Origin of the sequence: Agrobacterium sp. NPDC090273 (genome assembly GCF_044772305.1) — a bacterium.
GTDB lineage: Bacteria > Pseudomonadota > Alphaproteobacteria > Rhizobiales > Rhizobiaceae > Agrobacterium.
In genome coordinates this window covers 105463-117989 of record NZ_JBIVYN010000002.1, presented here as the reverse complement: position 1 = coordinate 117989, position 12527 = coordinate 105463, and the positions used below count along the sequence as shown (strand labels likewise).

Genomic DNA, 12527 nt, shown 5'->3' with positions numbered 1-12527 from the left:
TCAAACCGTCCTGATACGCGGGTTGACCAACACATAAAGCAGGTCGACAGCGACATTGATCACCACAAAGGCGAGCGCTACGGTTAACGTTACGCCTTGCACGAGATTGGGTTCGTTATTGGTCACGCCATTCATGATGAGCATGCCCATGCCATTGATGTTGAATATGATTTCGATGACGACGGCACCTCCTAGAAGGTAGCCAATGCGCAGGCCAAGCACGGTAATCGGTGTGATCAGGGCGTTGCGCAGGACATTGCGTGCCACCACGACGCGCCGCGGTACCCCGGCGCCAAGAGCAGTGCGAACATAGTCACGGTCGAGTTCTTCGACCATCGATGTGCGCACGACACGCGAGAGTTGGCCGATGACCGGCATGGCCAAGGCAAAGGCTGGCAAAAACATGCGTAATAACCAGCCACCAAAATTGTCCGTCATAGCTGGTAGCTTTCCGGCGACCGGGAAGATCGAGAACAATCCAACCTTGTGGCCGAGCACCTGGATCAGGAGGATCGCCAGCCAGAAAGATGGGGTAGACAGCGACGCGATCGACAGCAGGCGAATGGCCTGATCGGGCCAGCGATCGCGATAGACCGCCGCAACGATGCCGAGCGTCAGTGCGAAGCCGACGGCGATGATGAGGCCAAGAAACGTCAATTGCAGCGTGACGGGGAAAGCACGGGCGATCTCGTCGATGACAGGCAGTTGGCGGGCCGAATATGTCCCCAGATCCAGTTTCGCCAGCCCGGTCAGAAAGGTCACGTAGCGGGTGGGCAGGGGATCATCAAGACCATGGGCCGCACGATACTCAAGCCGCGCTTCCAGGGAGGCGCCTTCACCTAATGCGGTGATGGCTGGGTCCACCTTCGAAAACGACATGATGAAAAACACGAGAAATGTGATCCCGAGGATCATGATCGGCAATTGCACGAGACGGCGACCGATAAGGCTCAGCACTTTTGACATGCCAAACTAGCTCCTTCGCAAAAGACAATAGAGATCACCGCAGCAACACTGCCGATGCCGGGCCAAGCGCCCGCCCTATGTCGAAGAGTTGGCAATTCAGGCGCCGGGTTTTCCAGCGCCTGAACGTGCCGGATTATTGCTTGACGCCAACGCCAAGGAAGGAAAGGCCGGTCGTCGGCACCGGTGCAAAGCCTTCCAATTGCTCGGCGTCCCATGCGGTTGGCAACTGGCGATGGAAGAGTGGATAAAGCGGGACCTCTTCGGAAAGAAGGTCGAACGCCTTGTTCCACTTGTCTTGCTGATCGGCCCCGGTCAGCCGCTGTGCTTCATTCAGGAGACCAGTCAGTTCGCCGTACTTGGCGCTTGCAGACCACTGGAAGCGCTTGGTCGGCCAGATATTGTCGCCATACCACCATTGCATCAGAATATCAGGATCGTTGCCAAAGACCGAGGGGTCGCCAGGCGCGATCATGACCTGCATCTTGCCGGCATCGACTTTGGTGTATTGGCCACCAGACTGGCCGATATCGAGCGTGGTGTTGAACCCGACCGCGTCAAGCGACTCCTTGATGATCGGCGCCACGTCCTTGACCCAGCCATGGTCCGTGCTCATCAGTGTGATGTCTAGTTTCGGCGTGCCGGCTTCAGCCAGCAAAGACTTGGCCTTATCAGGATCATAGGTGTAGACGGTCGAAGCCTGGTGGTAGTTCGGATGCGTTTTCGGCAGGAACGATGTTGCTGCAGTCGCATTGTCAAGCATACCGGTGCCGATGATCTTGTCCATGTTGAGCGCATAGAAGAATGCCTGGCGGACACGTACATCGTCGAAGGGTTTGGCGGCCGTGTTGAACATGGCAAACAGCAGTCCGAAAGACTGGGTCTTTTCGAGCGTTGTCGCTGCGGCCACTGCATCGGCGTCGACATAGGGCACATCTTCCATGGCCATAACGGTGCCGGAGGTCAGGGCGTTAACGCGTGCGGTCGGATCAGCGATCAGGTTCCAGACCATCTCCTTGGCAAGAGCCGGGCGAGGGCCGGTATAGGCATCATTGCGGGTGAACACGATCTGCGCTTCAGGGACGGCTGAGACCAGCTTGTAAGGGCCGGACCCGATGGGCAGCTTGCCAAACCCGTCCGCGTCCGCTTCCACAGCAGCCTTCGGTACGATCTTCACCGAACCCAGCCGCTCGTTGAACAGCGAGAACGGGAATTTGGTGGTGATCTTCACCGTATCCGCAGAGACGGCTTCGACCTTGTCGATGAAGGATACGAAAGAGCGGAACAGCGATTTCGACGCGGGGTCCAGAACACGGGTAAACGAAAAAACCACGTCATCTGCCGTGACAGGGGCGCCGTTATGGAAAACAGCGTCTTTGCGCAGCTTGATGGTGTAGGTCAATCCATCCTGGCTGGTTGGCATTTCAGCAGCCAGAGCCGCGTACGGTTTGCGTGTTACAGGATCAAGATCGACCAGACCTTCAAAGACATGCCAGTTTGCTGCCTGCGTGACGGCACCGGATGCATTCAAGGGATCGAACGTTCCAGACAAACCGTAAGCAATTGCAACCTGTATCGTTGCATCCGGATTCGTCGTGGCCGATTGCGCCAGCGCACCCGTGCTGCCAATCAAGTAGGTTGAGGCAAGTGCTCCTGCCACAAGGCAAAGGGCGCGGCGTGAAATTGCAAACGTTGTCATTGGTTCCCCTTTTTTTGGTATTGAAGTCCGGATGTCATTTTCCAGTCGGCGGCGTCTTGTTGTGTCGGATGACGCGTTCGATACCGTCGTAGTGTTTATCGAGCTGCTCCTTGGCCGCCTTGATGTCGCCAGCCTCTATGGCGTCGACGATTGCCGCGTGCTCGCGCCAAGTTTGCATTGGGTCGGCGTTGCTCAGGTTCACGAAGTCGGATGCCTTGTAGAAAGCGAGCCAGAAAACTTCGAGCAGCCGCAACAGGATTTCATTTTCCTGGCAGCGAAATAGCAGTTGGTGGAAGAGCCTATCCTCATCGGGGAAGCTTTCGCCCTTTTCTGCCCGCTCACGCATCCTGTCGAGCGCATCGCGCAGTTCCTGGATGTCACGGGGTGTGATGCTGGCTAAAGTCTTCTCGATCAGTCCGACCTCAAGGGTTCTGCGAATGATGATGACTTCTTCAATCTGCTGCAGGGCGCTACCGAGGCCGTAGGCAAGATTGTCGAGCAATGGCTCGAATGAAAACGCCTTCACGAAGACGCCAATACCCCGGCGCGATTCAAGGACGCCGACAGATTCAAGCGCCTTGATGCCTTCTCGGACGGAGTTGCGGCTGACTCCCAGTTGTTGTGCAAGTTCGCCTTCAGGAGGCAGTGGAGAGCCGGCTTTCAGATTGTTGTCGTCGATATAGCTCCGAAGGCTCTCCTGCACCGATACGTGCAACAGGGGCGCTTTTTGCAGGGGCTTTATCGTTTTCAGGCTCATCGTCCGTCTCCAGGGTTGGTTGGCTTCGGCTGAAACCTACCCGTTGCTCGTTAATTATCCACTTGTAGGATATCTGTCAACAGGATATTGGGTCTCTATCGTCGATGGGGAGGACCCTCAAGCCTGAGGGACGCCCTCGAGTGCGGTTGGGATCTGAGTGAATTCCACCGTGGCAAATCGATATTTGAAGCAAGCAGCAGCAAGAGGACGCGATGAGAGCAGTGTTACCGGATACGAAATCCGCGCCGAAAGAAGCCCCACAACTGACCGCGTCGCACACTTCAGGGAAATGGCCGGATCTACCCGTGGCGATCAAAGGTGGAATTGGTGTTCAGTTTGACGACGTCGCCTATGTCGGTCTCGGTTCAGCAGGTCGAGATCTCTATTCACTTGATCTGAAAAATCCTGAAGCAGGGTGGAAAGGGCGAGCCCCCTTTCCCGGTGCGCCGACAAACGGTGCGGCTGCCGCGGCAAGTGGTGGCAGGATTTTCGTATTCAGCGGCAATGGGAAGGAGACGCCGGACGCCAAGTCCGCGATCATCTTCGACTGCGTTCATATCTACGACCCTGCAGACGATAGCTGGAGCAGAGTGGAAACGCGCACACCGGTCGGTCTATCTGGTGCAAAAGCGCTATCACTGTCTAACGGCCGCATTGCCATTGTCGGCGGATACAACAAGCAGCTTTTCGACCGATATCTCGCTGACCTATCGGTTCTGGACAAGGACACGAACCCGCTGGAATTTGACCGACTTGTACGCAGCTACATGAGTATGGCGCCGGACGAGTATCGCTGGAACGGTGACGTGCTGTCCTATGATCCCAGGACGAATTGCTGGGGTTTGCTTGGGCAAAATCCGTTTCCGCCGAACTGCGACAGCGCAGCGGTTGCTATCGGGCAGGATGATTTTGTCCTCGTCAGCGGCGAGGTGAAACCGGGTTTGCGAACGGCAGCGGTCAAGAGCGTGTGTTTCAAAGAAAACCTGTGCGACTGGCGACAACTGACAGATCTGCCGAAGCCAGCCTCGGACGAGGTGCAGGAGGGATTGGGCGGCGCTTTTGCCGGTTATGTCGGAAAGCAGATTCTGGTTGCCGGTGGCGTCAACTTCAAGGGCGCTCGTGTAAACGCCGATGCCGGCAACTGGTATGCGCATGAAGGCCTCACCAAAAGCTGGCGTGACGAAATCTACGCATTTGACGGCAAGGACTGGCGTGAGGTTGGAAAACTCCCGCATGGCCTAGCTTACGGCATTTCGTTTTCCGTGCCCGACGGACTGCTGATCGTCGGCGGTGAGGATTGTACAGGCAATGCGCGCGCAGAAGTCTTTGTTGTCAACGTCTGAAACCGGTCTTGGCAGACGATAACAATCAATCTGAACGACAGATATCAACAGCAAATTGGATGGAACGATGAAGCTGGCCTTCTTTGGGGTAGGACATTGGCATGCAGCGATGCATGCGGAATCTGCGCGGGCATCAGGTGCGGAGATTTTGACGGCATGGGATGCGGACGTCGCGAAAGCGCAGAGATTTGCAGACACCTACGGTGCAAAGGTCGTCAGCAGCATTGAAGAGGCGCTGCAACAGGAACCCGATCTGGCTGTCGTCATGGGCAAGCCTTTCGAAATGGCAGATCTTGCCCGGCAAATGATTGCCATCAAAATGCCGATCCTGATTGAAAAACCTGTTGGCGTTTCGGGACAGGTTTTGAAACCGATTGTCGATCTGGCGGAGGAGACTGGCGCTTTTGTCGCTGTCGCGCTGGCGCACAGCTACAGCCCGCTTCTTGAAGAGTTCCGAAAGCTGAAGGAAGACGGGCGACTTGGACCGGTTTCCCATTCCCATTTCCGCCTGATCAACGGTCCTCCTCAGCGATATGTCGACGACGGTTGTGCATGGGTACTGGACGAAGCGATCAGTGGCGGCGGGGCATTGCGAAATCTCGGTGTCCACGGTGTCAACGCGTTCATCGATGTGGTGGGCAATCAGAAAATCGACGTCGTGAGTGCGTCTTTCGGACCCAAAATGCACGGGACAGCGGTCGAAGACTATGCCGTGGTGATCCTGCGTGCCGAAGATGGCAGCATCGGCATGGTCGAAGCCGGATACACCTTTGCGTCAATGAGCAGGGGGATTTTCGAATGGCGTGTTTCAACACGCAATGCGAGCCTTTGTGATCGCGGTGATGTGCTGGAGATCGTCACGCTGGATGACGGTTGCGTCCGTGAAGTTCAAGCAACGCCGGTTGCCAGACGTTACGACGCCATGATGGCGAAAACGATCGATCGGTTACGCGATGGCGGCGAGCCGGCTGTAACGCTCGCGCGCCACTGGCGCGCGATGGACATTATCGACAGATGCTACGCGTCTGCAGGCAGGGAAAAGTAAGATGCTGCAGGTTGGAATTATCGGTGCCGGTCACTTCGGCGCAGAACATGCGCGTGCCTTGAAACACCTGTCCGGTGTCCGGCTGGTCGCGTCTTGCCGTAATGACCCTGAAGGACTTGCTGCATTTACGGCAGAGTTCGGCGGCAAGGCCTATCTCGACTGGCGCGATCTGCTGGCCGATCCGGATGTCGATGCTGTTGTCATTTCGTTGCCGCATCATCTTCATGCCGAGGTCGCGATTGCGGCAGCAGATGCGGGCAAGCATCTCATGGTGGAAAAGCCGTTGGCCCCGAATGTGGTCGATTGTGTCAGGATCATCGAGGCGGCCGACAGGGCCGGGGTTATTTTGATGCCCGGTCACACGATGCGGTTCACCTTGCCGTTCCTGACTGCGAAACGCGCAATGGAAGAAAATGGCCTGGGTGCAATGCGATTTGGCCACAGCCGCATGATCAAGTTCTGGATGGAGGAAAACCGCCGGCAATGGCATCTTTCACCGGAAATGGGTGGTGGTATGCTGTTTACGGCGGGAATTCATGCGCTCGACAGATTGTTGGCTTTTGCGCCAACCCCTGCCACTCATGTCAACGCGATCTCGACCACCGCCTTTCACCAGCAAGCGGCTGATGATGCGGCACTCCTACTGCTCAATTTCGGCGGAGCGGCTGCCGGACAGTTGACGAGCATCGGCTTCAGCAATGGTGCCTTCATTTCCGGGGACGAACTGATCTGTGAAAACGGCGTGATTGTCGTCGACTTCTTCAAGGGGGTTTCGCTTGGACAAGGCAATAAATGGCGCATGCTGGAAAACGCTCTGGAAGAAAATGGCGGCGCCAGAGCTCTGGTTCGTCAATGGGAAGATTTTTTGGGCGCTGTGAAAGATAGAAAGATGCTGTCAGTTACCGGACAGGATGGCCTGCATGTTGTTGCCTGCATAGAGGCCGCGTTCGTCGCGTCGAGAGAACGAAGGGAAGTCGCGATTTAGTTCAGGCTTTCTGTCGGCGCCGTGTCGATACGTGAGAAGGGTCGGTCCTTTGCCAGGACCGGCCCTTCTTATTCTAATGGGCAGGCGTGCTGTCAGACAGCGCCGCGGGTCTCGACGTAGAGTGCATAGACCGAGTGGCTGCTCGCCATGTAAAGACGGTTCTTCTTTGCACCGCCAAAGACGAGGTTCGGGCAACGTTCCGGCAGCTTGATGAAGCCGATCGCCTTGCCTTCAGGGTTGAAGACCTTGACGCCATCAAGGTCTTCCGGCTTTGCACCGGGCGCACCATTGGTTCCCCAGCCGCACCAGATGTTGCCGTCGATATCGACCTTGATGCCATCAAGGCCGCCATTGTCATCAGCCGTAACCAGAGCTGTCTTGTTTGACAGTTCCACGCCATCCTTGCCGACGTCATAAGACCAGATGATGCGATGCGGAGCTGCACGGCCTTCGACGATGTAGAGCTTCTTTTCATCCGGCGAAAACGCCAGGCCGTTGGGGCCTTTCAACTGATCGGTGACGAGATCCAGTTTGCCTTCCGGCGAAATGCGATAAACGGAATGTGGTAGCTCAGGCGTCGCCTTTTCGCCTTCCCATTCACCACCGATGCCAAAGGGGGGATCGGTGAACCAAAGCGAACCGTCCGATTTGCAAATGATGTCATTCGGTGAATTCAGCTTCTTGCCGTTGAAGTTGTTGGCCAGCACCGTGATGGAACCATCGTATTCCGTGCGCGTCACGCGACGGGTCAGATGCTCGCAGGACACGAGGCGACCTTGCTTGTCGCGGGTATGACCATTGGTGTAGTTGGCGTTATCGCGGAACACGCTCCAGGTCTCGTTGGCCTCATCATATTTCATGATGCGGTTGTTGGGGATGTCGCTGACGAGCAGATAGCGACCATCGCCGAACCAGACCGGTCCTTCTAGCCAGCGTGCGCCTGTTGCAACTTGCTCCAGGGTGCTGGAGCTGATGCGGTATTTTGCAAAGCTCGGATCAAGAATCTGGACTGCAGGGTCCGGGTAACGTGCGTTCGGTTGGAACGGCATCGCCTGTGCAGAGGCAAGCTTTGTTGTAACGCCTGTTGCCACGGCGGCAGCAGACAGCGCGAAAATATTGCGGCGTGTAAAATCCACGGAAAAGTGCCCTTCAAGATGATTTTGATGTCATATCAATCTGCCCGCATAGGGGGAGCCTAGAGCATGGCCCGGGGCGGAATTAACGGCAGTCTATTGTGCGCTGCAACATGAGGTGAACGCTGACCTCTCGCCATAGTTAAGCAGTTCGGAACGCCGCATTACAAGATTTTGTAAGAGGTTGATATTTTTCGAAAAGGCCATGTTGCATCGCAATAAAAGTAAGATTTTCTTATCACAATTCTCCTAGCGTCCGAGCCAGGACATATCGATCGATCCCGGTCCCTCGCGCGCATGATGTGCGCCGCCTGCTGCGGCGGTTCCTGCATTCCTTTCCCGCCTGACGTGTTGCAAAGCGTGCCGTCTCTTCAGCGCCGCTCTGAGGTTTTCCGATGCTGCAAAATTTAAAGATCAAGACCAAGTTTCTGATGACAATCGCCATTCTCGGCGTGATTTCGCTTGCTGGACTGCTGTATGTTACGCACAGTTTCAGTGCTGCAAATCAGGCATATGGCAACTTCCTGCAAAATGAGAGCAATGCCGCGACCTTCGGTCCGCGTGGTGCCGCAGGCATGTGGACAGCGACGACGTGGCTTAGCCGTGCGTTGGCGCAGGACCCGGCATCACCCGCATTCAAGGATCTTTCCGCCCGTTTCACCAAGGAAATTGCCGGAGCCCGCGACCGGCTCGCGCAAATCCCCGGTATCGTTCCAAGCCGCAAGGCGGCAATCGATGAATTGATCGCCGGTGCCGATGGTCTGAAGGCGATTGGGGAAAACCTTCTTGCTGCGCACACGGCAGGCGATGAAGTCAAGGTTGCGGATCTCTCCAGCAAGCTTGACCAAGCCATCGTCGATCTCTCCCCGAAATTTGGCGCCAACAATGGCGCCATGGCAGAAATCCTCAATAGTGGTGCAAAGCGGCTTTCTGACGAGGTTTCCACCACGATCCTCTATGCGATCGTTGGCATGCTCCTCGGCATTGGTCTCGCAGTCGTTCTGGCAATGGCGATTGCCCACAAGGGAATTACGGCACCGATGGCACGTCTGCGTGAACGCATGGTGTCGCTTGCCGCCGGCGAAACGGATGCCGAGGTGGTCGGCCTTGATCGCAAGGATGAGATCGGTCAGATGGCCGAAGCTGTCGCGATCTTCCGCACCAACGCCCTTGAGCGCACCCGCCTTGAGCGCGAAGCCGAAGACAACCGCAGCCTTTCCGAGCGCGAGCGCATTGAGCGCGAAAAGCAGCGTGCCCGTGAAGCATCGGAAGTCAAATTCGCTGTCGAAAGCCTTGCGGAAGGCCTGAGCAATCTGTCTGACGGCAATGTCGTCTACCGTATCGAGAAGCCGTTTACCGCCGTTCTCGATGGCGTCCGCAACGACTTCAACGCGTCGGCCAGCAAACTTCAGCGGGCGCTGGAGCAGGTTGCCGAAAATGCACGCAGCATCGAGGCCGGTTCGTCTGAAATCCGATCCGCTGCCGATGATCTTGCCAAACGGACCGAACAGCAGGCCGCGTCTGTCGAAGAGACTGCCGCTGCACTCGAAGAAATCACAACGACAGTCAAGGACGCGGCTCGCCGCGCCCATGAGGCAGGCGTGCTCGTCACGCGCACCCGCGCCGGTGCCGAGAAATCCGGCGAGGTCGTCCAGAATGCCGTCAAGGCAATGGAGCAGATCGAGAAGTCGTCGGGTGAGATCAGCAACATCATCGGTGTCATCGACGATATCGCCTTCCAGACCAACCTTCTTGCTCTCAATGCCGGCGTTGAAGCCGCTCGCGCCGGTGATGCTGGAAAGGGCTTTGCCGTGGTTGCTCAGGAGGTTCGTGAGCTTGCCCAGCGTTCCGCCAATGCTGCGAAGGAAATCAAGGCACTGATCAACAATTCGAACCAGCAGGTCGAGAGTGGCGTGGAACTGGTCGGAGCAACCGGTGTTGCGCTGGAAAGTATTGTTGCCGAGGTGCAGGAGATCAACCGTCACGTGAACGCAATCGTAGAATCGGCTCAGGAACAGTCGTCTGGCCTGCAGCAGATCAACACGGCCGTCAATGCGATGGATCAGGACACGCAGAAGAACGCTGCCATGGTGGAGGAATCCACGGCCGCAAGCCACGGCCTGGCACGCGATGCCGCTGCGCTGAACGCTCTGCTGTCGCAGTTCAAGCTCTCGACCCGTCCTCAATATGCTGTACGTCCGGCAGGTCAGCAGGATGCACCGGCAACCTCTCCAGCCCGTAGTCTCGCGCGCAAGGTTGCATCTGCCTTCTCGGGCAACGCCGCGCTCGACACGTCAAACGATTGGCAGGAATTCTAAGCGGACCAATCGGGCGAATAAGCTACTGCAGATCAAAAAATGCACGCCGCGACCAGCAGGTCGCGGCGTTTTTCGATTGCGGAACTGAAGCCTATGGATGCCGGCCGGGGTCAATCTGAGATGCGATGATGTCACGTATTTCCGGTAGCAAGGGATTGCGATTATCTGGGCTCCAGATGGCGTGAAGCTCTGCCGTGCATTCCTCCCGCATGTCCATCGCGCGAAAGACAACATTGTCGAAGCAGGCGTTCTGAGTGCCTGCGGGCACCACCGCCAGGCCGATCCCGGCGCTGACAAGTGAGAGAATGGCCTGTGAATGGGTCATGCTTTGAACGATGCGGGGTGTGACACCATTTTCCGTCATCACCTTATTCAGCTTCTCATGCAGATATCGCGCTGCCGGCGAAAACATGATGAAAGCTTCCCCACTCAGGGATGTCAGTGAAGGCCGCCGTTTGCTTGCAAGCGGATGCGAGCGCGGGATGGCCAGCATCATGGGCTCTCGCTCGACACACAGGCTCTGGAGATGATGGCTGCCGCTGAGTGGGCGTGACAGCCCAAGATCGACCTCACCAGAATTGATGGATTGAAGCTGCTCGGCCGTTTCCATTTGCACCAGTTCAAGATCGATATGGGGGGCTGCGGCGCGGGCCTGAGCAATGAAGCGCGGGAGAAAGCTGTAAGTGGTGGCGCCCACAAAGGCGATTTTTACCGTACCGACGTTGCCGCGCGCGATCCTTCTTGTTGCCGTTATCGCCGAGTTGCCGAGCTCAAGAAGTTTCTGTGCCTCAATCAGAAATGCCATGCCGGCAGGCGTCAGGACCACGCGTCTGCTGCTTCTTTCAAAAAGAGTGACGTCAAGCTGCTGCTCAAGCAACTTGATTTGCCGGCTGAGTGGCGGCTGGGTGATGTTCAAGCGTTTTGCCGCACGGCTGAAATTCAGTTCCGTTGCAACAACGACAAATGAGCGAACCTGTGTCAAATCCAGCATTTATTCAAATCCGGTATAGATATCCAACAATAAACAACTTGGACTTAAATTGATCGCGGCGCTATCAGTCAAGGTAAGAGATCCCCGAGTGGGGAGCGAAGCGAGGTGATGACATGGATACGCAGTCGGCAAAGACAAACCATCTGCAGCAAAGCGTCGGCAGCGACAGTATTGCCTGGATCAGGCTGTCATCGATCTTTCTGCCTTTGAAAACACCGATCAGTGATGCCAAGGTTCTGACCGGCAGGCAAAAACCTCTGACCGAGGTGGCTTTTCTCTTTGCGGAGATTGAAACGAAGCAGGGGCATAGCGGGATCGGTTTCAGCTATTCCAAACGTGCCGGCGGGCCTGGACAATATGAACATGCAAAGGAAATCGCCAACGTCCTGATTGGTGAAGATCCTAACGATATTGGCAAGCTCTGGAACAAGCTATGTTGGGCAGGCGCCTCGGTTGGGCGTAGCGGCCTAGCCGTGCAGGCGATTGCGGCATTCGACGTGGCACTGTGGGATTTGAAGGCGAAGCGTGCGGGTCTGCCATTGGCAAAATTGCTGGGCGCGCATCGCGACTCTGTTCGATGCTACAACACCTCTGGCGGTTTTCTATCGTCGCCGATCGAGGAAGTTCTTGAGAATGTCGAGCACTCCATTGCGGCCGGCATCGGCGGCATAAAGATCAAGGTTGGTCAGCCGGATATGAGCGTTGACCTGAAGCGCGTCGCGGCGGTTCATGAGCGCATTGGCGGGCGGGCAGCGATGATGGTCGATGCCAACCAGCAATGGGATCGTCCCAGCGCCATGCGTTTCGGACGGCTCATGGAGCCATATAACCTCACATGGATCGAGGAGCCGCTCGATGCCTATGACGTCGAAGGTCATGCGGCACTTGCAGCGCAGCTCGATACGCCGATTGCCACCGGCGAAATGCTGGCGAGTGTTTTGGAGCACATCTCGCTGATCCAGAACAATGCCGTGGACTTCATTCAGCCGGACGCACCGCGCGTCGGCGGTATTACGCAGTTCCTCAAGATATGTGCATTGGCGGAGGCGAAAAAACTGCAGCTCGCCCCCCATTTTGCGATGGAGATTCATCTCCATCTGGCAGCGGCTTACGAGCTCGAGCCGTGGGTGGAGCACTTTGACTGGCTCGATCCGCTGTTCAATGAGCGGCTGGAGATCCAAGGGGGGCGAATGCTGGTCCCAAATCGTCCAGGTCTGGGCATTACTTTGTCGGAGCAGGCTGCACATTGGACACGGTCGACGGCCGAATTTGGCATCCGGCCGTAGCGTCGTT

10 protein-coding genes are annotated in these 12527 nt (G+C 56.6%); 5 read left to right on the top strand and 5 right to left on the bottom strand.

From position 1 onward, the window contains the following. The 3 genes from ACIQT8_RS06930 to ACIQT8_RS06920 all read right to left on the bottom strand — a co-directional run bounded on the left by ACIQT8_RS06930 (position 1) and on the right by ACIQT8_RS06920 (position 3419). Entirely contained in the window at positions 1–966 is a 966-nt protein-coding gene (locus ACIQT8_RS06930; RefSeq protein WP_400964526.1) for an ABC transporter permease, read from the bottom strand. Positions 967–1099: 133 nt separating this feature from the next. Further along, complete coding sequence (locus ACIQT8_RS06925; protein WP_400964525.1) at positions 1100–2662, bottom strand: ABC transporter substrate-binding protein; 1563 nt, start codon at positions 2660–2662, stop codon at positions 1100–1102. Positions 2663–2696: 34 nt separating this feature from the next. Next, the gene (locus ACIQT8_RS06920) at positions 2697–3419 is read right to left on the bottom strand and encodes a FadR/GntR family transcriptional regulator (RefSeq protein WP_138792238.1); all 723 of its coding nucleotides are present in this window, start codon (positions 3417–3419) and stop codon (positions 2697–2699) included. A 212-nt stretch (positions 3420–3631) separates the two neighbouring features. On the opposite strand from ACIQT8_RS06920, the gene ACIQT8_RS06915 reads away from it, so the two are divergent. The 3 genes from ACIQT8_RS06915 to ACIQT8_RS06905 all read left to right on the top strand — a co-directional run bounded on the left by ACIQT8_RS06915 (position 3632) and on the right by ACIQT8_RS06905 (position 6792). Then, on the top strand, positions 3632–4762 hold the full coding sequence (locus ACIQT8_RS06915) for an N-acetylneuraminate epimerase (RefSeq protein WP_400964524.1): 1131 nt from the start codon (positions 3632–3634) through the stop codon (positions 4760–4762). Positions 4763–4829: 67 nt separating this feature from the next. Next, a complete protein-coding gene (locus ACIQT8_RS06910) occupies positions 4830–5807 on the top strand; it encodes a Gfo/Idh/MocA family protein (protein ID WP_400964523.1) in 978 nt (325 codons plus the stop codon). 1 nt (position 5808) lies between these two features. After that, positions 5809–6792: a Gfo/Idh/MocA family protein gene (locus ACIQT8_RS06905; protein WP_138792241.1), complete on the top strand. Its 984-nt coding sequence runs from the start codon at positions 5809–5811 to the stop codon at positions 6790–6792. 92 nt (positions 6793–6884) lie between these two features. Here ACIQT8_RS06905 and ACIQT8_RS06900 read toward each other — a convergent pair whose 3' ends face one another. Further along, positions 6885–7928: an SMP-30/gluconolactonase/LRE family protein gene (locus ACIQT8_RS06900; RefSeq protein ID WP_400964522.1), complete on the bottom strand. Its 1044-nt coding sequence runs from the start codon at positions 7926–7928 to the stop codon at positions 6885–6887. Positions 7929–8320: 392 nt separating this feature from the next. Between ACIQT8_RS06900 and ACIQT8_RS06895 the strand changes: the two genes are divergently transcribed. After that, the gene (locus ACIQT8_RS06895; RefSeq protein ID WP_400964521.1) at positions 8321–10243 is read left to right on the top strand and encodes a methyl-accepting chemotaxis protein; all 1923 of its coding nucleotides are present in this window, start codon (positions 8321–8323) and stop codon (positions 10241–10243) included. Positions 10244–10334: 91 nt separating this feature from the next. Here ACIQT8_RS06895 and ACIQT8_RS06890 read toward each other — a convergent pair whose 3' ends face one another. Next, positions 10335–11234 carry a LysR family transcriptional regulator gene (locus tag ACIQT8_RS06890; protein WP_400964520.1) on the bottom strand — a complete coding sequence of 300 codons (900 nt, stop codon included), beginning with the start codon at positions 11232–11234 and terminating at the stop codon, positions 10335–10337. A 113-nt stretch (positions 11235–11347) separates the two neighbouring features. On the opposite strand from ACIQT8_RS06890, the gene ACIQT8_RS06885 reads away from it, so the two are divergent. Continuing rightward, positions 11348–12520, top strand: coding sequence for a mandelate racemase/muconate lactonizing enzyme family protein (locus ACIQT8_RS06885; protein WP_400964519.1), 1173 nt, complete (start codon positions 11348–11350; stop codon positions 12518–12520). Positions 12521–12527 lie beyond the last annotated feature (7 nt).